General features: G+C 40.5%; 20 protein-coding genes. 7 read left to right on the top strand and 13 right to left on the bottom strand.

The annotated features are described in order from the left end of the window. Window positions 1-13: 13 nt before the first annotated feature. Window positions 14-1,420: a metallophosphoesterase gene (locus tag K2W90_03710; protein MBY0353445.1), complete on the top strand. Its 1,407-nt coding sequence runs from the start codon at window positions 14-16 to the stop codon at window positions 1,418-1,420. On the opposite strand, the gene pgk is transcribed toward K2W90_03710, so the two are convergent. Further along, window positions 1,417-2,631, bottom strand: coding sequence for a phosphoglycerate kinase (gene pgk, locus K2W90_03715; protein MBY0353446.1), 1,215 nt, complete (start codon window positions 2,629-2,631; stop codon window positions 1,417-1,419). The genes K2W90_03710 and pgk overlap by 4 nt on opposite strands. Before the next feature lie 229 nt (window positions 2,632-2,860). On the opposite strand from pgk, the gene K2W90_03720 reads away from it, so the two are divergent. Together K2W90_03720 and K2W90_03725 are read left to right on the top strand one after the other, a co-directional pair. Then, window positions 2,861-3,529 carry a hypothetical protein gene (locus K2W90_03720; GenBank protein ID MBY0353447.1) on the top strand — a complete coding sequence of 223 codons (669 nt, stop codon included), beginning with the start codon at window positions 2,861-2,863 and terminating at the stop codon, window positions 3,527-3,529. Window positions 3,530-3,711: 182 nt separating this feature from the next. Beyond that, a complete protein-coding gene (locus K2W90_03725) occupies window positions 3,712-4,440 on the top strand; it encodes a hypothetical protein (GenBank protein MBY0353448.1) in 729 nt (242 codons plus the stop codon). A gap of 75 nt (window positions 4,441-4,515) precedes the next feature. Here the strand turns inward: K2W90_03725 and rpiB are convergent, their stop codons facing one another. Both rpiB and K2W90_03735 read right to left on the bottom strand, forming a co-directional pair. Further along, entirely contained in the window at window positions 4,516-4,944 is a 429-nt protein-coding gene (rpiB, locus tag K2W90_03730; GenBank protein MBY0353449.1) for a ribose 5-phosphate isomerase B, read from the bottom strand. Then, window positions 4,919-5,596 carry a hypothetical protein gene (locus K2W90_03735; GenBank protein MBY0353450.1) on the bottom strand — a complete coding sequence of 226 codons (678 nt, stop codon included), beginning with the start codon at window positions 5,594-5,596 and terminating at the stop codon, window positions 4,919-4,921. The genes rpiB and K2W90_03735 overlap by 26 nt, the downstream gene beginning before the upstream one ends. Window positions 5,597-5,868: 272 nt before the next feature. On the opposite strand from K2W90_03735, the gene K2W90_03740 reads away from it, so the two are divergent. Both K2W90_03740 and K2W90_03745 read left to right on the top strand, forming a co-directional pair. After that, a complete protein-coding gene (locus K2W90_03740; protein ID MBY0353451.1) occupies window positions 5,869-6,891 on the top strand; it encodes a hypothetical protein in 1,023 nt (340 codons plus the stop codon). Between the two features lie 152 nt (window positions 6,892-7,043). After that, window positions 7,044-8,306 carry an ABC transporter permease gene (locus K2W90_03745; protein MBY0353452.1) on the top strand — a complete coding sequence of 421 codons (1,263 nt, stop codon included), beginning with the start codon at window positions 7,044-7,046 and terminating at the stop codon, window positions 8,304-8,306. Window positions 8,307-8,309: 3 nt separating this feature from the next. Here K2W90_03745 and K2W90_03750 read toward each other — a convergent pair whose 3' ends face one another. Both K2W90_03750 and K2W90_03755 read right to left on the bottom strand, forming a co-directional pair. Then, a complete protein-coding gene (locus tag K2W90_03750) occupies window positions 8,310-9,890 on the bottom strand; it encodes an ankyrin repeat domain-containing protein (protein MBY0353453.1) in 1,581 nt (526 codons plus the stop codon). Between the two features lie 148 nt (window positions 9,891-10,038). Beyond that, on the bottom strand, window positions 10,039-12,378 hold the full coding sequence (locus K2W90_03755) for a hypothetical protein (GenBank protein MBY0353454.1): 2,340 nt from the start codon (window positions 12,376-12,378) through the stop codon (window positions 10,039-10,041). 310 nt (window positions 12,379-12,688) lie between these two features. Here K2W90_03755 and K2W90_03760 point away from each other — a divergent pair, with 310 nt between their 5' ends. Beyond that, on the top strand, window positions 12,689-12,859 hold the full coding sequence (locus K2W90_03760) for a hypothetical protein (protein MBY0353455.1): 171 nt from the start codon (window positions 12,689-12,691) through the stop codon (window positions 12,857-12,859). Window positions 12,860-12,909: 50 nt separating this feature from the next. Further along, on the top strand, window positions 12,910-15,798 hold the full coding sequence (gene ileS / locus K2W90_03765; GenBank protein ID MBY0353456.1) for an isoleucine--tRNA ligase: 2,889 nt from the start codon (window positions 12,910-12,912) through the stop codon (window positions 15,796-15,798). Window positions 15,799-15,891: 93 nt separating this feature from the next. Here the strand turns inward: ileS and K2W90_03770 are convergent, their stop codons facing one another. From K2W90_03770 to K2W90_03805, 8 genes are all read right to left on the bottom strand, one after another. Beyond that, window positions 15,892-16,578 (bottom strand): ankyrin repeat domain-containing protein, encoded by a 687-nt coding sequence (locus K2W90_03770; protein MBY0353457.1) that lies wholly within the window; start codon window positions 16,576-16,578, stop codon window positions 15,892-15,894. Window positions 16,579-16,724: 146 nt separating this feature from the next. Further along, on the bottom strand, window positions 16,725-19,079 hold the full coding sequence (locus tag K2W90_03775; protein ID MBY0353458.1) for an ankyrin repeat domain-containing protein: 2,355 nt from the start codon (window positions 19,077-19,079) through the stop codon (window positions 16,725-16,727). A 29-nt stretch (window positions 19,080-19,108) separates the two neighbouring features. Beyond that, entirely contained in the window at window positions 19,109-20,014 is a 906-nt protein-coding gene (locus K2W90_03780; GenBank protein MBY0353459.1) for an ankyrin repeat domain-containing protein, read from the bottom strand. Between the two features lie 33 nt (window positions 20,015-20,047). Beyond that, a complete protein-coding gene (locus K2W90_03785) occupies window positions 20,048-20,767 on the bottom strand; it encodes an ankyrin repeat domain-containing protein (GenBank protein ID MBY0353460.1) in 720 nt (239 codons plus the stop codon). 23 nt (window positions 20,768-20,790) lie between these two features. After that, the gene (locus K2W90_03790) at window positions 20,791-21,237 is read right to left on the bottom strand and encodes an ankyrin repeat domain-containing protein (GenBank protein MBY0353461.1); all 447 of its coding nucleotides are present in this window, start codon (window positions 21,235-21,237) and stop codon (window positions 20,791-20,793) included. A gap of 104 nt (window positions 21,238-21,341) precedes the next feature. Then, window positions 21,342-21,920, bottom strand: coding sequence for an ankyrin repeat domain-containing protein (locus K2W90_03795; protein ID MBY0353462.1), 579 nt, complete (start codon window positions 21,918-21,920; stop codon window positions 21,342-21,344). 344 nt (window positions 21,921-22,264) lie between these two features. Next, on the bottom strand, window positions 22,265-23,479 hold the full coding sequence (locus K2W90_03800) for a hypothetical protein (protein ID MBY0353463.1): 1,215 nt from the start codon (window positions 23,477-23,479) through the stop codon (window positions 22,265-22,267). A gap of 9 nt (window positions 23,480-23,488) precedes the next feature. Further along, a complete protein-coding gene (locus tag K2W90_03805; GenBank protein ID MBY0353464.1) occupies window positions 23,489-23,845 on the bottom strand; it encodes a hypothetical protein in 357 nt (118 codons plus the stop codon). Window position 23,846 lies beyond the last annotated feature (1 nt).

Consider the following 23,846-nt stretch of genomic DNA (forward strand, 5'->3'; position numbering starts at 1 on the left):
TTTAGGATAACTAATGAGTGATTGGTCGTTACCAAATATTGTTAAAAAAAGTAAAAGCAATGCATTAAAAAAATTGCGTGCCATAACGTACCAAGATTTTGATGAAGCCGCTAAAACTTTTGTTCGGCAGTCGGCATTGCGCTTAAAAGCGGGCAATTGGCTTTACGATACCATGCCAAGTGAAGACTTTTTGGATGGCGAGATTGGTGATTTTAAAATTTTGGAAGAAGCAAAAGCGCATAAAATCTTTGCGCCTTTTGTGGTTAAACAGATTTTTGAACCGGGAACGCGCATTGCGGTAATTGGCGATGTGCACGGCGATCTTGAATCATTAGTGGTTATTTTGCAAGATTTGCAACGGCAAGGTTATCTGGATGAAGACTTTCACATTATTGCTGAAGATTTTGTGATCATGTTTCTTGGTGATTATAGTAATTATATGCCGCACAGCGTTGAAGTTGTGCGGCTTCTTTTTTATCTTAATCGCGTTAATTTTGGTAAAGTGTTTCTAACGCGTGGTAACCACGAATATGCTCTTGCAAATAAAAATTTATATGAGCAGCATGCAACAATTGGTCAGCAAGATTTAGGAGAGCGTTACTCTTTAATTGAAGAATTTGCTGAAAAGTTTGATATTTATTATTACCCAGATTTGTTGTACTGGTACGATTATTTGCCGTTGACGTACTACGTTGGTTGTGCTAACGAAAAAACGCATGTTACTAATTTTATTAAATTTTCGCACAGTGGTATTGAAATTGGCTTTAACCCGCAACAGCTTTTAGTAACGCGCGATGTGCGTTTTGAGTTGATTGAAAACATTAATCGTCACAACGCATTGCAAAAAATTTTGACCGACAAATCGCTGAGTCATTTGCATAAAAAAATAAAAGAAGTTTTTTCGTATCTTAAAAAAACACCGTTAACAACCTTGGCAGAAACGTATACTGAAAAGGGCTTGATCGACTTTAATAGCCCAGAAACATTGATTGCCAGTAAGCTTGGCATGCAGTGGAATAACTTTTTGCCTGAAGACCAAGATTGCGGTTTTGCTGCCTCGCTTAAAAATAAAAGTTTTTATTTTGGTAAAGCAATTACCGAATATTTTTTACAAGACCTTTCTGAAGGCCCTGGCATTAACATTGCGGCAATCATTCGTAGCCATCAGCATTTTAATGACGAAGATGCTGAGATTAATTTTAAAAGTTCTATGCTTGATAAATTAATTGAAAATAAAGGTTATGTGCGCCAATGGCAGGGCATTGTGCACACGCTAGGCGATGTTGGTTTTACCTCGGGTTACAATAGCTATGTTGTGGTACAGCTTGAGCAAGCACTCCCAGAGTGGAGCGTAACGCATTTTTCTAAAAAACTTGGTGATGCGGCGTTTAAGCAAGTTACGCAAGCCCTGCTTGGTTAAATGAGTGCTTTGAACCCTGGTAGTGATTGTTCTGCAAAGTCTGTTGCCAAAAATGCCAGTGTTGCCCCACCGCCCGTTGAAAGAAAGCCAATTGAATCTTGTAGCTTATTGGTAAACGTTGCTGCTACTGTATCGCCCCCGCCAATTATGCTCAGTGCGTTACTGTCAGCAATTGCCTGCAAGATTTTGGTGGTTCCCTGCGCATAAAATTCGTTTTCATAAATTCCCATAGTGCCGTTAGCAAAAATTGTTTTTGCTTTAGTAATATCTTGAGAAAATGCTTCTATGGTTCCCTGTCCAATATCTACGATGGTGCCATTGGTTGGAATAGCGTCGATATTACAAAACTCCATGGGGTGGGCGTCGCCAAATGTTACCAAGGCATCATGCGGAAGGCTAACGCTGAGCTGGAGTTCGTCGGCCTTGTGTAAAAAATCTCGCGCAAATTCAACCGCGCTCATATCCACTATGCTTTGGCCAATGTGGTAACCTTGTGCATGTAAAAAGGCGTGCGCCATGGCCCCACCAATCAAAAATGATTGTGGCATAACGTGTCGCGGGCGTTTTAAAATATTTTTTAACAGGTCGATTTTATCTTTTACTTTGTTGCCACCAAGAACCATGACGTACGGCTGTTGTGGCCGTTCTTTAATTTTTGTGAGCATGGTAATTTCTTTTTCAACCAAAAGGCCTATCGAGCGTTCTTCGGGCGCAAAGTGTTGGGGCAAAAGGGTGGTTGAGGTATCGTGCCGGTGCATGAGCGCAAAGGCATCGTTAACATAACAATCGGCCAAGTTTTGGAGTAAGTCTGCAAAAATGGAGGCAGACTTGGGTTCCTTTTCCCCGTTGAAGAAACGTAGGTTTTCAATTAAAAGTATGGCATGGCGGTCGGTGCGACTTTTTGCTTCTGCTTTCAAGAGGTCAATCTCGTACGTTATGTGGTAGCCACGTTCTTTAAACCAGTCTACCAGCAGGGCGGTTGAAAGGTTTTCGTCAAAATAGTTGCTGCGGCTTAACGACTCTGGGTTGCCAATGTGGGTAGCTAAGACAATTTTGGCATCATTTTCAAGCAAATAATCGAGCGTTGGTAGCAGGGCGGTAAGCCGGTAGTCATTAATAATAGCTTTATTGTGTAAAGGTACATTGAGATCGGCCCGTAAAAAAACACGCTTTTTAGCCACATTTAACTGCTTCAAGTGCTTGAAATTCATAGCTTCCCCCTGTTATTTAAAAAGAGCGACTTTTGGACGTTTTTTGGCACTTTTGCCTTTTGACAATAATTTTTCCATATGTTAATATAATTTCATAGTTGTAATTTTAAGTAATAATGGAGGTTATTCTTTAAATTCAACAAATACCTGATGATGGTAATAAAGATCAATACTTTTGAGAAGTGCCGGTAGTTAGGTGCTTGTCGAGTTGTTTTCATAAGGAGGTTTTATGAAACGCATAAGAAATGTTATGTTTTTGGCGCTTTTTGCCGCTTTTGGTAGCCAAAGTTTAGTTTTTTCTGCTGCCAATAATGAGCAGGGCCAAGACGGCCAAATGCCGCTGGTAAGAATTGCCGAAGGTCTTGATTTGACGGCAGTACAAGATTGGTTGCAACAACTACCTCAGTTGCCAGACTTTATTCAAGATCCTGAACAAGAACTTGTTGAGCAAGATCAAGGGTTGAACGACGAAGATCCCTTAGTTCCGGTTGCCACGGGCAGAATAGCACGAGTTTGTCAGTTTACTGCAGAACATAAAAAAGCTGTTACAGCCGTACTCGCAGCATTGTTTTTGATTTTTAGAAAGAACACTGTTCCTGTTATAACGTGGTTTGCTAGCAGAGGTATTGACCTTGTTAGTTATCTTGCCAATCAAGGGCTTGCCGTTGGCGGTTATCTGTTGAATGAGTGTGTTTTTGGTTACAATCCACGAGACACGCTTACAGCAATAGATCTGCCATGCTGGTTTGCAGGGTCTGAAACTAATCGCTTTATTTGTCAAAATTTGCCTGCATCAACGAGTGCTGAGATTATGTTTGAAGGCCTTTTCCTTCCAGCAATGCTTTTTGTTCTGATTTATCAGGTCTATCACCGCCTTTACCTTCCTTACAGAGGGTAATTCTCAATATCTAGGAAATAAATTTCAAATAAGCAAAAAGGCGCGACCGAGTCGCGCCTTTTTGCTTATTTACCTATTTTTAGGGCGTTTGAAAAACATAGCCCCCTCTGCTAAGCTTATTACATGATAGATAGTGAATCTGTCAGAGTTTTAGCAACTTTTTAGCAAGGGGGGAGCCTGCTATGAAAAAAAGTATGACGTTCTTATTTGTTGCGCTTTTAAGCGGAACATACTCACTCAGTCTTTTGAGTAACAATGAAGTTGGTCCAACGGTATTTCCTGTTGTTTCTATGCCTGAAGATGAACAACCTTCATCAGAAAAGAACATGCAAGCAGCTTTGTTGCAAGAGCAAAAGCTTAACGAAAAGCGCATGCAACAAATAGTTATGTTGGAGCAATTGAAGTATTTGCAAGAGCAAAAAGCGCTTTTGGAAAAGCTTGCTCCTAAAAAAGAAGAAAAGAAAGATGACAAGAAATCAGCAAGCATTCAAGATGCTGCGTTGAAAATGGCAAAAGATACCCTACTCAAGGGTGTTGATTTGAGCCGAACAGCATTTATTTATACGGGTGGTGCTCTTATTGCAGCATTTGCTCTTGCTGGTGGCGTAAAGTTACTTGTAGAATTTGAAGTTCTCAAGAACGTTTTAACATGGCCAGGATCTGTTGCACGCGATGCAGGACTTCAGATGTGTGATGGTGCCATGTCATGGTGGGACGAGGATGTTTGTACTAACAAATATTTGAAATCAAAACGAGAAGTTCATCTTGCACCAAATGAATATGTAGTTCGTGCGCAAGACCAACAAATGCCATGTCAGCAATCGACAACAGAACAACAAGTAAAACAAGCAATGTGCGTAGAAGATGCTTACTGGGCAGAAAAAGCAGGCCTTCCTGTCTGCGCTAACTAAATCTTCTCAAATAAATCTGAATAATAAAAAAGGCCTCACGCGGCAAAGCATGGGGCCTTTTTTTATGAAAGCTTTTTAAAAATTGTCGAGCATTTCAAGTCGCTTTTGATATTGCTCGCCTTTAAACTCTGCGCTCAGCCAGGCTTTAACAAGAGCAACTGCTTGTTCGGGTGTGGTAAAATCTGCTGCTAGCACCAGTACATTGGCCCCATCATCGCTGCGGGCCATGCGTGCTACCTCTTCGTTCCAGCACAGTGCGGCATAAATACCTTTAAAGCGGTTGGCTGCTATTGCCATGCCCACGCCAGAGCCACACAGCACAATCCCTACGTCTGCTTGGCCTGACAAAATTTCTTGGCATACTCGTTTGGCGTACAACGGATAGTCGGTCCGTTCGTCGGTGTGAGTGCCTTGGTCTGACCAGGCGTACTCTTGAAAATGGTTGATCAGATGTTTTTTAAGTGCAAATCCGCGATGATCAGCACCAATAGAAATCTTTATCACTCAATAACTCCGCGTGTTTTTTATAATCTTTACGGTCCCAAACCAAAGGAACTTCTTTTGTTGGTGATGCAATGACCAGCGTTATTGGATCGTTCGGGTTGACCAGGTTTTTGTTATCAAGACCTTGTTGTGGAAACTTAATTAAATACACCGTTTTGTGCGGGGTAAATCGATACCCAAAAAATCTTTGATATTCAGGTTCAATTTCTACTTCTTTAATGCTGACAGGCTCAATGCGCTTGCCGTTTGGTGTTCTTAAAAAGAGGGTCCAGTAAGAATTTTTTTCATTTAAAGCAGGGTTGGTGTTATCGCGAATTTCGGCTAACACGTAAAATGATATCCAGTGCTTATTTTCTTCAAATTCGCGATTGAGCAACTCTTGGGGGTCTTTGCCGCGACGTTGTGCAAAATTTTGAGCATATGCTTCTCGTGTCTGGTCAGAAAGTAGCAAGACATCAAAGAGTGCTTCTGTTTTAAATTCACTATAAATTTTTTGGGAGCGTACATTGTTGTGGGTTATTTCTCGGCAGTCTTTGGTTTCGTTGCCTTGTGGGAATTCGCTTGTAACGACTTTGTGATACTTTATGCACGATGGAAACAAGCACAGACTACTTACCATGCTTATTAAGTATCCAAGTTTTTTCATGATCATACGGGTATCTTTCTTTGCTAAGGTCTTCACTCACCATCTTTTTAAGATATAACTCTATGCCAGAAAATATACCAGATTTTTATAAGAAAAAGCATTGTTTAAAAAAAACAAGGACTTATAAAAGTGAAAATAGCTTAAAAAAAGCTCTAAAAGCCGATATAAATAACGATTGAGGCGTTTGTGTGTAATTTCAAGTTTGATATAATTGTTAGTGGTCTGAAAAATGGCGATACGACAAAATTATATTATTTAGGGTTCACGGGGGAACTGATATGAATGTTATGCATCGTTGTGCTATAGCGTTAGCCTTGGTTTTTGTTTTTGGTGGCGGTAGCCTTTTTGCTGCAGCAAACCAGAAAGATGAGCAATTTGAAAAAGATATTCTTTTAGCAATTGCTGAAAGTTTAAAAGAACAGGCGCCTTCTTCTGCTGATTCTACCAGCTCTACAAGTTCTGCGCTTGTTGTAGCACCACAACAGTCACAGCAAAGTGGCGCATCGGCAGCTCTTGAAAAATTGGCAAAAGATTCTAACCCTGCCGTTCAGGTGCAAGCTCAAATGTTTGTAGCGTTGATGCAAGAAATACGTGGAAATGCTACGCAGCTTTCTAATCAACTGACAGAGTTTAGAGAAGAAGCTTACGCCAATCACACAACAACTCAGGAAACACTGGTTCAAATTCGTGATACTGCTACCGATCAAGCAGGTACCTTGGCTGGCCAGGCTGAAGTTTTGCAAGATCAGGCTGGTACGTTGGCGCAGCAAGCTAAAACATTGGAAGAACAGCTTGAACAACTCCTTACTCAGGGAAATCAAGTAGGGAGAATTGATGAAAGAGTTGATGTAATTCTTGCTTCTGTCCAGGCATTAGAAAAAGCTAGTCGTCAATTGAGACTTAAAGCTGCCTTTGCAACGGTTGGCATGAAAGTTCTTGCGCCACTGGTTGTGGGGCTTATTATCAGTCCGCTGCCTATTTTGGTTACCACACCAATTGCTTTTATTAGTGGGCTATATTTTTCTCGCCAAGATATTATGGAACTTGCTGAAGAAATGCCAGTACTGAACGCTGCAATTAGAACAGGGAGCTTTTTCTGGGCAATGGCTTCGAGCTGGTTGCCATCACGCTCTTCTTCAAGTGCACAAGAGAATGTTGTACCAGTAGAGCCGGTAAGCACTGAGCAGGTAGTAGTGCCACCAGCGCTACCTGAAGTTACAGAATCATTAGATGCTCCGGTACCACCTTCAGTGTTGCCAGATGTAACTGATACTCAAAATTTATTGGGCGTTCATGAGTAGTTGGTAACTATAGTACCTAGAATTTATTGGAGAGGGGCTTTTTACGGTCCCTCTCTTTTTTTATGCCGGCAGCTTTACAATACAAGAGCCTTCGCGCTACACTTTGTTCAATCGAACAGCCTTATAAATTCTATCTCTTTGGGGATGTAGCTATGAAAAATTTAGCCTCGGTACTTGCATACAAATATTTAAGTTTTAATAACAAAGACAAAAATATCTCGTTTATGATCAAAGTTTGTTTCTTGGGTATTTTTATTGGTACCTTTTCATTAATGCTCACGCTCATTATTACCAACGGCTTTGAAAAAGTGATTCACGAAAAAATGCAGGGCATTAATGCGCATGTGGTTATGTACGCTCCAAAAAGTCAGTTGGACTATACTGGCCTGCGCACGGCACTAGAAGCCGAGTTTGGAGATCAGGTGTGCGGGATTAGTGCCAGCAGCACCCGCCAGGCAATTATTGACCGCGACAAAACACAGAGCGTGATATTTCTCAAGGGTATTGATCAAGATCATGAACATGAAGTTTCTATTTTGCCTGAAAAAATTACGGCTCCCGCTCATGCCGTTGCTACCGTTGGTAAGCAAGATTTGCTCAGCATGTTGCTGCAAGACAACAACATTATTATTGGGCACAAAACGGCCGAGCATTATGGCTTGCAGGTTGGCGATACGTTAACGCTTTTAATTCCAGAACCGGGCGGGCGTAGTAAAATTTTTTTAAATAAAAAGCAGGTCGTGGTGAGTGGGATCTTTTCGGTTGGTTTGGAAGAGTACGACAATAACTTAGCCTTTACTTCGCTTGATTATTTCAAAACGCTTTATGACGATAAAGGTGTTGATCATATCAGTTTGAAAGTTAAAAAAGAGCGTAGTTTCTTTTCTGCCCAAGATACTGAAGTCATGGTGCAGCAGGCGCTCAAAATGCGCTTTCCTCATTTGGTTATTAACTCGTGGAAGGAACTCTATCCGGCCTTGGTAGCATCGCTTAAGCTTGAAAAATATGTCATGTTTTTTATTTTGGCATTGATTACGCTTGTTGCCTGCATGAATATGATTTCGTTATTGTTTATGCAGATTCAGCAAAAGCGGCGCGATATTGCCATTTTTAGAGCCATGGGCATGTCGCGTAAAATGATTCAAAGCATTTTTGTCCGCCTTGGTGTTTTTATAACCTTTTGGTCTGCCGCATTGGGTCTGGGCTTGGCGGCGTGTGTGGGCTTCTTGCTTGAGCGCTATCCATTTATTGAATTGCCGGACGTTTATTATGTTTCACATTTGCCAGCGCGCATGGACGCAGAAATCTTTTTGGTGGTCTTTATTGCGACTATGTTGCTTGGTTTTCTTGCCACATGGTTGCCGGCGCGTCGCTCGCGCACGTTAAATGTTGCACAGGTTTTAAGACAAGAATAGGTTTTACTCTTCAGGTTCTGTTAATCGTTGTTGTTTTGAAAGCAGCATTTTTAAATAAATTTTTGGTAAGAATTCTTGAAGTGCTTTTTTAACTTGTTCACAATCTTCGGGTGCAACTTTGGCCGATGATGGTGTTTGGTCATTGCTGCCAATCTTTGATTTATGCTTTTTGGTAAGATCTACGTCTGCGTCTAGTGCGTGAAGCGGTAGCTTCCAGTAGTGGCCCAGGAAGGTTGTGTAAATTTTCCCGTCGTGATAAGAAAGCAAAAATACAACACGCATAGTGGCGTCGTACTCTTTGCCTCGCACCGTGATTGTTTTTGATGGTACGTATTCTTCAACTAAAAAGTCGCGATTTCTATCTTGTGCCCAGTAGTTGTACGATTTGTCTGGGTTGGTGGCTATGCTGGCAGTATTTTTTAAAATCATTCTGAGTGTTGCGTCTAAATCATTTTTATCAACAATTAAAACGCCCCAGCCATTTGCGGCACTGAGCGGTTTTAAAACAACCGTATTAGTTTTTAGGTCGTTAATAATCGTTTGAGCTAAATCTTTGGTATAAACTTTTGGGTAAGCTTTCCACCGTGGCTTGTATGCTTTAAGTCGATCGTCGTTAAAAAGCAGGCTGGTTGTGTATTTGTTGTTAACGTACGCAGATGTGACGCTGTCTAAAATAATGAAGTCGGGATAATTTTTTTTAAAATCTTGTAAAAGACCTTTTGAGGTGTAGTGATGGCGCAAAACAATAATGCCTTTGCATTCGGTAAGTGATTGTGGCTGAGGGTTGGTTGGCAGTGCCGCAAGTTCTTGAAAGAGCGGATCTCGTTTGAGTTCTGTTAAAGAATCGGCAAATTGACCGCCAATTTCAATAAATTTTTTACCGCCAATAGTTGCTTGTGTCCAGAGTGAATCGGGTTTGCGGCCTACGTACCAAACGGGAAGTCCGAGCTGTGAAAAATAATGCCACATTGCTTCCCAAATTTTACCTTTGCCATAGAGTGTTTCGTGTCCTTTGAAATATGAGCGAGGTCCTTCGCCAAGTTCTAATATTTTTACGTTGCCGTCTTGGTCAAATTTTAAATCTGAGATTACAAATGAGATATCAATAGGAAGGTGGTGCAGTCGTGTTTCAACGTCATTGACAAGTAATGCCTGTATCTCTTTGTCATTGAGTTTGAGTGCATGCTCTCGTGGGGTTTTGTGTTGGTTGTCTGGAATATTGGGGTTAGCGCCCAGCAGTAACAAATGTTCAATAGTTTGTGCGTTGCCTTGTCGTATAGCGTGGTGTAGTGGGGTCTTTCCCAAGCAATCCTGCATATTAACATTCTCGCCGTTGACAATCAGTGTGGTAAGCGTTTCAAGATCGCCAGCGCTGGCAGCGCCGCACAGTGTTTTGAGTTGTGCTGGTTGTGAGCTTGCACGATATTTTGGCTTGTGGATAGTTTGGTCTTGAATCATAAGTTGTTGTTTAACGTGTGTTTTTTCTTTTAAGATATGCCGTTTTTGTTTGGGCGTTACATTGGCCGAAATAGTAGTTGAAAATAAGGAAAATACAAGCAAGAGCTTGGTATGTTTTTGTTTCATAATAGTCTCTTTTTTCTTCATTACACTGATTACACAGTTGTGATGATGGTACAAAACAACCGGCAAGAAAGTCAAATGAGGGTTTAAAAAGAGAATGGGCTCTCATGATTATTCACGAGAGCCCGTAGCGTAATTTGCTGAGTGCTAGTTAGTTAGTTTTTGTTGGTGCTGCATTTCTTAGTAGTGTTACCGGTTTGAGCGGCAGAGATTTACTATTTTGCACGTGCTTTGTTGTTTTCATCATTTTAAAATACAGGCGAGGCAAAGCTTTTTGGAGTGCTAATTTTGCATTGTTGAGATCAACGCTGCTTATTGCTGCACTACTGATGCCGCTTGAACCTATTTTTGAAATATGTTTCTCATTTAAGGTTCCATCGCCAACCAGTGGTTTTGCTGGAAGCTTCCAGTAGCCATCTAAGAATGTTAAGTGAATCTTTTTGTTGTCGTAGTGCATGGTAAATACCATACGCATGGTTGGGTCGTATAGATCACCTTTTATATCGATTGGTTGTGATGATTCATATTCTTCAACAATAAAACTCTTGTTTTTGTCGCGTGCCCAATATTTTTCGATGTCACTAAGTGTTGTTGCTGATTTAGTTTTTTTGGTGATTTGTGGAACGGTTAAAATGTTCTTAAGATGCGTATCTAGATCCTTTTGGTGAGTGACAACAATGCCTTCGCCTTTGAATGCATTGAGCGGTTTGATAACCAACATTGAACAACCAAATTCGTTAATAATAGTTTGTGCTAAATCTTTTTTATATTGTTTTGGGTATGCTTTGCATTGTGGGCGGTAGTCAGACAATTGCTTGGTATCAAACAACGTACTAGTTAAGTATTTGTTGTTAACGTGTCTGCCGGTTGCACTGTCTAACACCAAGAGGTGTGGGTATTGTTTTTTGAAAGCGGTTACCACTTCGTCGGCAGCGTTTAGGTGTCTGAAGATTACAATGCCTTCATACGAACTGATGTTGTGTTCTTCAGTTATTTCTTTTTGTGCCGGGAATTTTGGATGGCGTACAAGGTCTTTAATACTGGTAACTGCTATGCCGCCAATGCTGTTGAATTTTTTGAAGGCAATTTCATTTTGTGCGCTTTTTTCTTTGAGAGCAGGCCCAACGTACCAAACTTGTTTTTTAAATTGTGATGTGTAATGCCAGAACATTTCCCATATTTTCCCATCACCAAATAGTTTGTCGTAGCCGGCAAAGCGTGAGCGTGGGCCTTCGCCAAATTCTAAAATTTTCATTTTGTTTTTGCTGTATTTTGCATCGAGTATTAAGAATGAAATATCAGCGGCAAGTTGTGGTGTAGGGGCTTTTGCAACTGCTTGTTGAGCTGGCTCTGCTTGCTGGCTTGCGCGTTGAATATCTTGGTTTGGCTGTTCTATTGTTTGTTCTTTTTCAACCAATTGCACACTTGGTGTTGCTACTTCTTGAATAGCGTTATCCAGTGCGCTTTGCAATAGCGTATCAATTTGTTCTTGTACGTTGGCTGGGGCAGGCATGTTGTTTATTTTGCTTGCTTTATCGGTTTGGACAATTTTTATAGCCGTGTCAATAATGTCTTGTGACGATGTTGTTTGCATATCAAGTGTTGCGGGTGCTGGTACGTTGGTAAGTTTTTCTTTATCTAAAATAAATTCGAATGGCAAAAAGCCTTTATCTTGAAGGTAGCGGGGTAGCCATGGCGTTGGATTCTTTTGAAAGTCATTGAAGAAATCGTAAAATGATCGTGTGCCGTCAACCAGGTCACGTTGAATATCTTGCTGTTCTTGGGCAAAATTTAAGGTGGTATTTTTATTGAGTTGAAGAATAAGAAGCCTTACCAAAGACTTTCTAATCTTCTTCATGGCGGTAATACCTTCGTCATATTTGGCAATTTTTTCAGTTACTTGGTTAATGCTTGCAGAGTTGAGGAGCGTATCTAGAACGCTGTTTTCATTTATTACCGGCTGGGTGTTGGTTTGTTCCAGAACGATTGGCGAGCTGATGCTTGGTGGTGTTTGAGTTACTGGCTCAGCGATTTGTTGTGCTGGTGTCAGCTCAAGAGCTTGCTCAATTTCTGTTGTTGCCTCAGTAGTTAGTGCCGTTGTTGCTGCCATGCCAAGTTCTTGTTCAAGGGCTGGTGATTGTTCTGGTGCCGTGTTTTCATGAGTGCTTTCTAATGAGCTTGTTAGTTCTTGCGGTTCTGTTGGTAGGGTGTCTAGTTCCTGTTCAAGCTCTTGTGCCGTATCTTCTTGTTTATTTGGGGCAACTTCTGGTGTTACTGAGGTTTTTTTGCCGAGCAGGGCGCTGGGAATATACTTTTGAAGAATCTTCTTTTTGTTTAAGCTGCTCGTGCTGCCAGAGGCAATATACACCGACTTGGTTACTTTTTGATTAGGATTCATACACAGTGATAACGAGTCAGAAGCCAATGCCCAGCCAGACATTAGGTTGGCCAGCAGGGTGGCGGCGAGTGCACAATACTTTGCAATATTCATTCTCATCTCCCTTGTGAAAATTCGGCAAAAATTATCTTCAACCCATTTTTTTGTTATGATCTACTGTAATATTAATTTTATAATAGTAAAAATAATTAATAGATCTCAATCATATTATAAAAAAGACCATAGAATCCCAATTTCTACTAGATAGTTGTTTTTGGTGCAGGGTGAGTCTGTGTGAGAGGTAAAAGATTATGTCTGATAATTTTATATAGCGAGAGAGTTGCTTTTCTAAGGGTCAAGGTTCTTGTTGTGGGTTATTTTGAAAAGAAGAGCGGGGCGCTCACGCTACATTTTGGGGTTCAAGATGAATGTTTTTCTCAATGATAGGGCTGCTTACGAATTTGAGGACTGGGCACGACGTAAGCAGCCCTATCATTGCTGTGGGGGGTATGGGCCGTGGGCCCTCATGAAATGGCACCATTGGGTCGCTTTTGTTGGCAAAGCTGGTATACTGGCGAGAAGAATTCAACAGTGAGAATTCTGAAGAGAAATATTTCTGGTATCTGGAACCAATGAGGAACTCTTATGAGTGAAGAAAACAAAAACAAGAATCCGTTTCAAGAAACGCTCAACCTCCCTTGCACCGAATTTTCAATCCGTGCAAACGCTCATGAAACAGAACCAGAAATTATTAGCCGCTGGAAAAAGGATGATATTTATAGCAAAACAATGAGTTTGCATGAAAATGGTAAGAAATTCATCTTTCACGATGGCCCACCATACTCCAACGGCCACATCCACTTGGGTACTGCATTTAATAAAATTTTGAAAGATATTGTTGGCAAGTCAAAACGAATGGCCGGCTTTCATGTGCCAATAACCCCAGGCTGGGATTGTCATGGCTTACCAATTGAGCTCAAAGTTACTACAGAGCTTGGCTTGGAAGATAAAAAAGAAACTATCGACCGTAAGACATTTAAAAAACTGTGCCGGGACTACGCAAGTAAATGGATTGATGTCCAACGTGAAGAATTTAAAAACCTGGGTGTCATGTTTGACTGGGACAACCCATACACCACCATGCAAACTCCCTACGAGGCATCAATTTTAGAATCCCTTGCAACGTTTGTGGAAAAAGGATTTATTGAACGCAAAGGTAAGACTGTGCCATGGTGTGCCTCATGCCAAACCGTTTTGGCAACGGCTGAAATTGAATATAAAGACAAAAAAGACCCGTCGTGCTACGTACTGTTCCCACTTGCTGACGAACTAGCACGTAAAACGTTCCCGTTCGCGTTTGAACAAAACCCAACGTTGAAGACAATTGGTTTTCTTGCCTGGACGACCACGCCATGGACAATTCCATTGAACCGTGCCCTTGTACTTCATCCAACAGCTACCTACGCTGTACTGGCCGGTCCTGACAATGTTGGCTTTATTGTTGCCAAAGAACTTGCCAGCAAAGTATGTAAAGAGTTGGGCATTGAACAGAAAGAACTAGCGGAATTTGACCCAGTAATATTTAAAGGTAAAACCGCTAACAGCCCGCTCATTGACCATCAAAAATCAAAAATAGTGCTCGATGACTCTGTACTGCTGGGCGACGGTACCGCTTGCGTGCACTCAGCACCCGGCTGTGGACCAGAGGACTATGTTGTTGGTATAAAAAATGGACTAGAAATATTCTCGCCACTTTCAGCCAATGGCTCTTACACCAACGAGGTTGTGCCAAGCTCTCTTGCGGGCATGCTCATTACGGACGGCCAATGGGCCGTGCTTAAAATGCTTAAAGAGCGAGGCACGCTGTTGCACAAAGGTTCTCTTAACCACTCGTTCCCTCACTGCTGGCGCTGTCGCAACCCACTCATGTTCCGGGCAACTGACCAGTGGTTTTGTAATTTGCAACAACATGATTTAGTTAAAAAGACCGTTGAAGAAATTAATGAAGGCATAACCTTTGTTCCAGCCTGGGGCAAGGAGCGTCTCTTGAACTTTGTCCAAAACAGAGCTGAATGGTGCATCTCGCGCCAACGCCAATGGGGCGTGCCAATAACTGCACTGCTGTGCAATGGCTGCGATACTGCTTTTGTTGATGGTGATTTTATCAGAAAAATAGCTCAAAAAGTCGCCGAACACGGCGTTGAATATTGGGACAACGTAACCATTCATGACCTTAAAAGGGATGGCATACTCCCCGCCGCCTTTGCATGCAAATCGTGTGGCAATGCTGATCTAGAAAAATTCAGACAAGAACGCGACATCTTGGACGTGTGGTTCGACTCTGGGGTAAGCCACTACGCCGTGCTTGAAAAAAACAAGAAGCTGGGCTTCCCGGCCGATCTGTACCTTGAAGGTTCAGACCAACATCGCGGATGGTTCCAGAGTTCGCTGCTCTCGTCAATGGTTATTAACAGCGCAACGTGCACCAAAACCTTTCTAACCCACGGCTACGTGGTAGACAAAAACCGCCATAAAATGTCCAAATCAGTGGGCAATGTGGTGGCGCCTGACGATGTTATTAAACAGTACAGTCGCGACATCTTGCGCCTCTGGGTAGGTGCAACTGATTTTTCGGGCGACATTGTAATGTCTGACACCTTGCTTAAAAACATTGCCGAAGTGTACCGCAAGATTCGTAACACATGCCGCTTTATGATCTCAAACTTGTATGACTTTGATATGAGCAAAGATGCACTTGCTTTAAACAAGCTGTGCAAAATTGATCAATATATTCTGACGCGCTTGTACGAACTTGAAAAACAAATACGTGCCTGCTACGAGAGTTATGACCTGACCGGCGTGGTACGCGCACTGAGTAATTTTTGTACCAACGATCTGAGTTCAATGTACTTAGATATTGTGAAGGACCGGCTGTATGTTGAACAAGCGGATGGTCGTCTGCGCCGCTCTTGCCAAACAGCGGTTTATTATATTTTAAATACGCTTACCCACCTCATGGCGCCCATCATGTCATTTTTGGCTGAAGAGGTTTCGGATTATTACCAAAAAGATAAAAAAGCGTCGATCCACCTGAACACCTTTGTATCTCTCAAAGAGATCGAGAAAATAAATACCGATGCCAAGCTGTGGAAGTTGTTGGAAGAAATACGCGACGTGGTGCTCAAAGCGCTTGAAGAAAAGAGACAAGCGGGTACCATTAAGCACTCACTTGAAGCACGCTTAGAGCTCTATTTTGAAGCAGATGCCGACCAAGTGCACGAGCTTAAGCAATTTATTGAGGAGCTTGCGCGCACGGAAGATGCAAACCGGTTCTTGAAAGATTGGTTCATTGTTTCGCAAGTTAAATTTGTTCCAAGCTCTACAGGTCTTGAACAGTCTACACTGCCATGGGTTTACCTGAAAGCCGACCATGCGCTTGGTATTAAATGCCAACGCTGTTGGCAGTGGGACGATGCCCCTGCTGTGCAAGATGAGCCTTTGTGTGTGCGATGCAAAGAGCTTTTGAATAAGTAAATTAACAAAAAAGAGAGCGGCACTGTTTTTATACAGTCCCGCTCTCTTTTTTAGAAAATTTTAACTTTATTCTGTTGATAATAACTCAGAAAATTATATCACTGGTTCTAACAGAGCAATAATATCTGAAGCAAGATCAAGTCTTTTTGCGATATCTGCTGCCGTTTCATTGCCCTTGGATGGGGACATGCCAATTTGTTTCATTAAGTCTACCGTTTCGGCCCTCATTTCAATAGCATTGGTTCTAGCCGTTTTGCTGGCTCCATGCTCAAGAAGAAGTGTAATAATCTCTTGATAAGGAATTACGGGTTTCTTGACGCGATATGGTTTGTCCATTTGTGCTGCATAATGCAAAGCGGTATAACCAAAGTCGTCTGCAATGGTAACATCAGCTTCTTGTTCAAGCAAAAAGCGTACAATTTCGGTGTGGCCACCACCAATTATGGCGCAGCTCAGCGGCGTTCTGCCATAATGTCCTTTATCATTAATGCCAAGGCCTCTGTTGAGAAGTTCTTGCAGGCACGCAATACTTTGCTCATTGTTCATATTCCACGGGTTCCATGCGGCAACGTGGAGAAGGGTACTGCCTTGAAACATTTGAAATGAAGAGACTTTGCCAAGCGGGTTGTGCCCAGCATTAATAAGTTCTTTGAGCAGCACAAAATTTGCATCATAAGTCACGTTGACCAGTTCGTTTGAAACAATTGCTGGCGATGCTGCTGGTGTGGCAGGCATTGCAAGCATTATGCTGATTAAAAAGAGGCTTATACTTTTTTTCATTAATAATCCTGATAGTTGTGGTGAGTTAGTAAAAAATGTATTAATTTTGTTATTCTATCAAGTTATTGTATAAATGAAAGAGAACTGCCCTAAAAAAATGGGGATGCGACTAAAAGCCACATCCCTCTCATTTTTCCAATATTTTATTAATCAAGTTCTTCGGCAGAGACACTCCATGGCTTTGCTGGATCCAATAAATCAACAATTGCTTTTCGACGAGCTATAAGTTTTGTAGCAAGATCGAAAGGTGTTTCGCCACAATTGTTACGCACTTGTTTTTTGGCGCCACTGTCGAGAAGTAGACAAATCATACGTTGTGAAAGACTATGCCTGTTTTTCAAATCAGCCATTAATTCTTGGTCAGATTCATTTTCTTCTCTTAGTATATCTCTTGCCAAATTATAGTATTCATAATCTGGGTTAGCAGCAAAGCGAACCGCTGCATGTAAAGGAGTTTCTCCATCGCTGTTAATAGTATTAACGTTGTTATCCCGAGAAATTAACCTTATCGCTTGTATCATGTCTCCCCTTTTTATTGCGTCATAAAGGGGAGTTATTATTTGTTTTTGTTCTTCAGTTCTTATTCTCTTGCTGCTTGATCTTACTGATGTTTTTGCCGTTAAGCTTGGGGTTGGAGCTGGTGAGCTAGTACTTGGTTGACTAGAGTCATCATCAACAAGTTCATCAAGTTTATCGTTGCCTGGGGCGTATGTTAACTCTAGGAATGTTGGTAGTAAGTCTTCTAGCAATAAGTTTGAATCTGTGCTTTTGTTTGTATTGTTAGTACATTGGCGTTTTGCCGGTTGCAAGAAATCAATAAGCAGCTGAGGTTTTAATAAGTCAATAACCCATTGAGGACGTTCAAATATGCGTGCTAAACCGTAGGCGTTATTGTCTATGCAATTAGCACCATATTCAAGAAGTGGCTTAATCGCTTCAATGTTGTTACTTTCTATAGCTTGGTAAAGAGTCTTTGCATTAAGAATAGCAGCCCTTTTGTCATTAAGAAGCGTATTTAAGCTGGTAAGGTAACCATTGCGAATGGCATAGCAAAGGCATTCTTCGTAAGGATATTGCTCGATATCAAGATTTAGAATTTCTTTGATTTTTAATTCATTCTCTTCATCAATAGCATTAATAAGCTGATCTTGGTAAAGTTTTTGGCAATTGTTACTTGACCTGAAGCCTATTGAGCTACTAACAAAGAAAGAGGTACTTCTCAAAATGAATGTCTTGAGAGATCCCGTCATTCCTTTTTCAAGCAGGTTAATAATGTCTTGAGAGTAAGATTCTCGTTGTGCATAACATGCCGCAGTTAGGCCATATACATCTCGTATGCTTGAATTGGCTCCTTTTTCCATAAGAAGCTTAATAGTCTCTTCTCCCCCTGGGCTTTTACAAGCATAGTGAAGAGCGGTTTGTCCGGCATGATCTTGTTGATTAATAATAGTAGAATCCATAGATCCATGATTGAGTAACATTGTTATTGCTTTTAAGTTGTGGTCATAGGCTGCAAACATAAGAGGGTTTGCGGTATTGGATTCTGGGGCATTTAATGAATAATAACTAAATTTGATGGTATTTGGATTACTAATAATAATATTTGGTTGTCTTAGTAGTATTTCAATAATTTTTACGTTTCTTTTATCCGCTGCTAAACAAAGAGCAGTGGGATATTGAAAAAAATTTTTCTTTTCCTTAGCATTAACATCAATGCCTTGTTCATCAATCAGTTCTTGTACTGCTTGTGCATCGCCTCTATGTACGGCATTAAAGAAGAGCTCTGTCTTTCTTTTGTTTTCGGCAAATTTTGCTAACATTGGAGATTCGCTTGATGCTATTATTTGATCAAGTTTTGATTTCTTTTTTTCTATCAGTTTACTTTCAAAACTTTTGCCTACTAAACTTAGTCTCTGTTCCTGCGTGCTTGGTTCTAGTAAATTAATCATTTCTTGAGAGCGACCAAGTCTTTTGGCCATTTTTACTGGAGTTTCATTTATTTCCGTGTGCGAGCAAAAAAAGCTCGCCGTACGCTTTTTTTTGGCGCCTTTGGCAAGTAAAAGCTTTACGTAGTAAATATTGTTAAGAGAAACAGCACGGTGGAGAGGAGTCAATCCACTATGAACACGTTCGTCTGCATTGATGTGTTTATGGTTAAGAAGTATTTCTATCATCTCGGTATTTTGGTTGCGCATTGCTGTATGAAGTGGATAATAATCTCCAGAAAAACCCTTTTTATAATAATACTCAACCGTATATCCTCGTTCAAATAAATCTTTGACTTTTTCTGTGTCGTTAGCGTTAACAGCCGATATAAAATCTGTATGGCTCGGTTCTTTGTTCGTTGCTGACTTTTTTCCTGGCAGCCATGACGATGCTAAAGTAAGTGTGCGGGACAGCCTGCCTTGTTGATTGCCATTCGAATTCGAACTTGCAGCTGGCATTGCGTGAGTTGTTAAAGCCAACGTAAATACAAAAAATAGTCCTATAAATTTCTTCATACTATAACCTCTTTTTAAAATGTTTTTCGTTAATCAAGTTCTTCGCCAGAAACACTCCATGGTGCTCTTGGATTTTTTATCCAATTTGATATTTCTTTATTATCAATCTCGCCATAATTGATTTTTAAAATGTAAGGATTTTCTTTTGATTGTTCTTCAGTTCTGGTTCTCTTTTTGCTCGATGTCGCTGATGTGTGTTCAGATGAACTTGAGCTGGTGCTTGGCAAGCTTATAAGTGCATCGGTGCCATAAATGTCATCATCAATAAGTTCATCATTGCCTGGAAAGGCTAGCAGGGGCATTAAGATTTGGTCTGAGTTTGGTGAAGTGTTGGTACGTTGACGTTTTGTTGTTGATGATTTCAACAACTTAATAATCTCTTTGCTTTTATTTAATCTCTTTGCTCTTTGAAGTGCTGTTTCTCCATTTGCCGTTTTATGTTCTTTGTTGGCGCCAGCATCAATAAGTAGTTTAATGGCTGCCATATTGCCGCTGTGTATTGCAATAGTAAGTGGAGTTTCTTGGTTGTTGCATAAAGCATTAACATTTGCACCATGCGTAGTAAGTATTTGTACACATGCTGTGTGGCCGTTACCAGCAGCGGCATGAAGAGCGGTTCTGCCGCTACCACAACCAAATCGATCGACATAGTTAATGTTAAAGCCTTGTGCGATAAGACTTCTTAATTCTTGTACATTACCTTCTTCTGCGGCATAGAGGATGTCGAAGTCGTAAGGTATACGGACCCTGCAGCCTCCTAGGGCTAGAATGTTCCTTCCTAGTCTTGAACTTCGTCCTGAAATGCGTTCCCACGAGCTGATACGAGCTTGTTGCGCATCGTTTGTTGAACTTGAGCTTGATGAGCTTGCGGCTGGCATTACGTGAGTTGTTAAAGCCAACGTAAATACAAAAAACAGTCCTATAAATTTCTTCATACTATAACCTTCCATTTGTTCTTATTCTTTGCGTTAGCGTTTGTTGTTTAAATAAGCGTGTATTTTTCGTGCTGTATTCCTGAAAGCATCTATCATTTCAAGATTGTTTTGCTCGACTAAAAGTTTTGCAACTTCGGGATCAAATTTATCATCCCTGATTAATTGAAAAATGCTTCCATTAATCAAGAAACTTTTTACGCATTGAATTTCTTCATTTTCTAACGCATAGTAAAGAGGGGTTTTGTTGTCTAAATCGAGTGCGCATACATTAGCTCCTCTATTAATAAGCATTTTTACAGATTTGTGGTCACCCGAATACGCGGCAGCATGAAGAGGGGTAATGCCATCATAGTTTGCACCGTCTATATCAGCACCTTGATTAATGAGTAACTCTACTATTTTGGTATAGCCACAGCATGCGGCAATAACCAAAGGAGTTGTTCCCTTAATTGTTCTAGCATTTATGTTTGCTTTGTTGTTAAGGAGTATTTCTACTAATTCATAATCTCCATTGAGTATGGCAATGTGAAGAGGTGTTGCACCGTGTTCTGTTGCCACGTTTATTTGTGCCTTGGCTGCAATAAGCTCTTGTACTTTATCAATGTCACGGTTTTTAACAGCCTCATGGAGGGAAGTCCAACCTTTTTCTTGAGAAAGACGATGTATCATCTTTTCTATGCCAGCGTTCAGTTGGCCTGCTATTGGTGCTGTTAAAGCCAGAGTAATTAAAACTATTTTTATAAATTTCTTCATGATATGACCTTTTATTTAATAATTTATTTTTTTCTTGAAAGATAAGGCGCTATTAAAGCCTTAAATGGTTCTGTTTGCGGATGGATAAGGCCAAGGTAGTCTTTATCTTTTACGATAGCACCGGCGTTGATGAGTAATGCTGCTGTTTCCATAAGTTTCTCAACAAAATCTTGTTCAAGGCCATAATCAAGTTGCTCAATAATATAGTCTAAAGCCGTGTTATTAATATCATCTTCAGCGTTAACATTGGCGCCGGCTTTTATGAGGCATCGCACAGATTCGACATTGCCGTTTATTGCAGCTTTCTGCAGTAATGTCATGTGGGGAAAACTTGTACTCTTGGCATTTACATCAAAATCACCACTGTTATCGAAATTTTCTCTGTCTTGAAATGACGAAGAAGCAGGCATTGCGTTGGCTGTTAAAGCCAAGCTAAATAGAAAAAACATTCCTAATAATTTCTTTTCCATGATATAAACCTCCATCATAGATTTTTGTACGGATTGATATGTGAAAATATCACACCATCTGAGTTCTCAGAGAGCTCATCGTGGTGATAAAACTTAACGTTTGTTTAGTTTGTTTTTTTAATGCGCTTTTTTTGACTTTTATCTTCATCACTTGAAGATAAATATCCTTGTGAATCATCTGAATCTGTACTTAAGTCTGTACTTGAATCTGACGTTTCGTTATCATAATATTCGTTATCACTATAAACAACTTCAGCTGCAAGTTGTTCAGGTGTTCTGCCTTGTAGATCTTTTTTCGTAGTATTAGCTCCAGCTTTAATAAGCATATCTATCATTTGATCATGTTCTAAAATTGTTGCAACATGAAGAGGTGTCCACCCACAGTGCTTTTCTGGTTGATTAATAAATTTATTAAAGGCAATACCAGAAAGGTTATGGTGTACTAAAATATACTCAGCCAAATCTATATCATCATGAAAAGCAGCAATATAAAGGGCTGTTCTGCCATCGTGGTCACAGATTGTTATGTTGCTTTTATCAACTTCAATTATTTCTTGGATTTTTACTAAATCGTCATTTTGTAGGGCTACAAGAAGTGTTTCTTTAGTTGGAGAAGCTGCAGGCATAACAGTGGCTGTAAAGGCCAAAGCGATTAGAAATGAACAAAAAAAGCTTTTTTTCATAGTAATTCCTGTTTTTTGCACGGTTTAAAGGGCCGATTTTATATCATGTTACTATCTCTAATAGTAATAAATATTTTATATTTGTCAAGTTGTTGCAGGAAATGCATAAAGGTTTGCGGTTTGTTGTTGTTTGAATTGTTGAATAAGTTAAATAAGACCATTTTTACCTAAAAATGGCTTTATTTAAAAGCAAATGAAGTAAAATAATGAAATAACTAGACTCGAAAGGTCTTTGCCAGGTACATAACCAGAAAAACAAACCCGCCCACAAATGCTACTTTGAGCAGTAAAATGCTGACAAATGCTCTTCTGATAAACTTCATGATCGGTCCTTTTTTTTAAACTTATGGCACAACGGGTGCGGGCAGTACTACGGTGGCCGGTGTAGGTGCTGGAGGCGTTGCAAGTGCTGGCAACCGAGTAAGGTTTTGGTCAATATCGTTTAAGAGTGGATCGGCTTTGGCCGCACATTCAGGAATTAGGTTTTTTGTAGTTTCTAGGTATTTTTTGGCATTTTTCAATGCGGTGTGGTTGGTTGAAAAACTTCGTGTTGCAAATCGTTTTTGATAGGCTTGGGGAATGGCGGTGTCTATAATTTGTTGAAAATTTGCTTGACCAAGTGTTTCTTTGATATCACCAACAAAGGTTTTAAAATCGTCTACATTATTTGCAGGAACTTGCTCAACGTTATTAAGCAGGTTTGTTAGTGTTACTTTATAAATTGGTGTTTTAATTGTATTAAGAGACTTTTCAAAATTTTCACGACTTGTAGCGCTGAGCTTATCTAGTTCTTTTTGCATTCCCTTGAGCGTCTGATTAAAGCTTGGTAATTCAGCAATCAAGCTTTGTACAGCGGTGGTATTTTGGGTGTTACTCAGGTCAGCATTAAGTTTTTTAAGTTTTGCAAGTAGCGCATCTTGCTTGTTATAAAGAGCTCTGAGGTGTTTTTCATCAACTGATTTATAGCTACCCAAATTAGATTTTTTGTCTTCAGTGCTTGATGGCATGCTTGATGATGTGTCTGAGCTGCTTAAAGCGCTTGACGGTGATGTAAAACTTTGTCCAAATGGTTGTTGAGGAGAAGAATATGATGAGGGATAGGATGATGGGCGATTCCAATTACTTGCGCTTGAGCCCCACGATGATGGCGATGAATATGGTGATCGCCAACTGCTGCTACCGCCACCATAAGGCCGTGAATATGACCGTGGAAAGCCGTAAGGTGGAACGCTATACGAACGTGGTCTGCTTCGTTCTTGCATGGCGCGACGTTGCTGTGATTCTCGCAATTCTTGTTCTCGCTCTTTCTTTTTTTTGGCTAATTCATCTTCTGTTTCTTTACCACTAGGCATTTTTTTAAGTTCTTGGGCAATGGGAGTAATTTTTGTGGAAAATAAATTTTTTATATCGGCTTCAAGAACTTCTTGTGGCGAGTTTATGACCTGATTTGCCAATGATGTTGGTGCAAAAAATAATGGCGGTAGTGAATGTAAGTTTGCATAAAGACATAAGCGGGCTAAGAAAAAAACAATAATTACTTTTTTTAGATTAATCTTCATACCGTTTCCTTACCAAAACCATGATGATCTTTGTGAACGTTTTTGCTGCTCAGCTTTGCGGCGTGCTCGTTCGCGATCTGCTTTTCTCTTTTTTACTTGCGTTTCCAATGTTTTTTTTATTGTTTGACTGCCTAGCGTAAGTTTTAGTGTTCGAGCGATTGATTGTACGTGTGTTATGGTTGCGTATGTTTCTTGCTCAAGGGCGGTAAAGTTTGATGTATCGTGTTGTATAATCAAGTCTTGGACTGGTTGTTCTTGAGTATGGTGATTTGGCCATGAATCTTGCTCATTATCATACCAAGAAAAAGCAGTACAGAATGAAAAAGTAGTCACAAGGAGTGCGCATAAAATAACCAATTTTTTCATC

The organism is Candidatus Babeliales bacterium (genome assembly GCA_019749895.1).
Lineage (GTDB): Bacteria > Babelota > Babeliae > Babelales > RVW-14 > AaIE-18.

What these genes read in the sequence shown, in the direction of transcription:
- K2W90_03760 (MBY0353455.1), top strand. Translation starts at nt 12,689, where the DNA reads ATGAATGTTTTTCTCAATGATAGGGCTGCTTACGAATTTGAGGACTGG.
- K2W90_03800 (MBY0353463.1), bottom strand. Translation starts at nt 23,479, where the DNA reads ATGAAGATTAATCTAAAAAAAGTAATTATTGTTTTTTTCTTAGCCCGC.
- K2W90_03790 (MBY0353461.1), bottom strand. Translation starts at nt 21,237, where the DNA reads ATGGAAAAGAAATTATTAGGAATGTTTTTTCTATTTAGCTTGGCTTTA.
- K2W90_03755 (MBY0353454.1), bottom strand. Translation starts at nt 12,378, where the DNA reads ATGAATATTGCAAAGTATTGTGCACTCGCCGCCACCCTGCTGGCCAAC.
- K2W90_03770 (MBY0353457.1), bottom strand. Translation starts at nt 16,578, where the DNA reads ATGAAAAAAAGTATAAGCCTCTTTTTAATCAGCATAATGCTTGCAATG.
- K2W90_03740 (MBY0353451.1), top strand. Translation starts at nt 5,869, where the DNA reads ATGAATGTTATGCATCGTTGTGCTATAGCGTTAGCCTTGGTTTTTGTT.
- pgk (MBY0353446.1), bottom strand. Translation starts at nt 2,631, where the DNA reads ATGAATTTCAAGCACTTGAAGCAGTTAAATGTGGCTAAAAAGCGTGTT.
- K2W90_03710 (MBY0353445.1), top strand. Translation starts at nt 14, where the DNA reads ATGAGTGATTGGTCGTTACCAAATATTGTTAAAAAAAGTAAAAGCAAT.
- K2W90_03750 (MBY0353453.1), bottom strand. Translation starts at nt 9,890, where the DNA reads ATGAAACAAAAACATACCAAGCTCTTGCTTGTATTTTCCTTATTTTCA.
- K2W90_03735 (MBY0353450.1), bottom strand. Translation starts at nt 5,596, where the DNA reads ATGATCATGAAAAAACTTGGATACTTAATAAGCATGGTAAGTAGTCTG.
- K2W90_03795 (MBY0353462.1), bottom strand. Translation starts at nt 21,920, where the DNA reads ATGAAAAAAAGCTTTTTTTGTTCATTTCTAATCGCTTTGGCCTTTACA.
- K2W90_03725 (MBY0353448.1), top strand. Translation starts at nt 3,712, where the DNA reads ATGAAAAAAAGTATGACGTTCTTATTTGTTGCGCTTTTAAGCGGAACA.
- K2W90_03745 (MBY0353452.1), top strand. Translation starts at nt 7,044, where the DNA reads ATGAAAAATTTAGCCTCGGTACTTGCATACAAATATTTAAGTTTTAAT.
- K2W90_03785 (MBY0353460.1), bottom strand. Translation starts at nt 20,767, where the DNA reads ATGAAGAAATTTATAAAAATAGTTTTAATTACTCTGGCTTTAACAGCA.
- K2W90_03805 (MBY0353464.1), bottom strand. Translation starts at nt 23,845, where the DNA reads ATGAAAAAATTGGTTATTTTATGCGCACTCCTTGTGACTACTTTTTCA.
- K2W90_03780 (MBY0353459.1), bottom strand. Translation starts at nt 20,014, where the DNA reads ATGAAGAAATTTATAGGACTGTTTTTTGTATTTACGTTGGCTTTAACA.
- K2W90_03720 (MBY0353447.1), top strand. Translation starts at nt 2,861, where the DNA reads ATGAAACGCATAAGAAATGTTATGTTTTTGGCGCTTTTTGCCGCTTTT.
- K2W90_03775 (MBY0353458.1), bottom strand. Translation starts at nt 19,079, where the DNA reads ATGAAGAAATTTATAGGACTATTTTTTGTATTTACGTTGGCTTTAACA.
- ileS (MBY0353456.1), top strand. Translation starts at nt 12,910, where the DNA reads ATGAGTGAAGAAAACAAAAACAAGAATCCGTTTCAAGAAACGCTCAAC.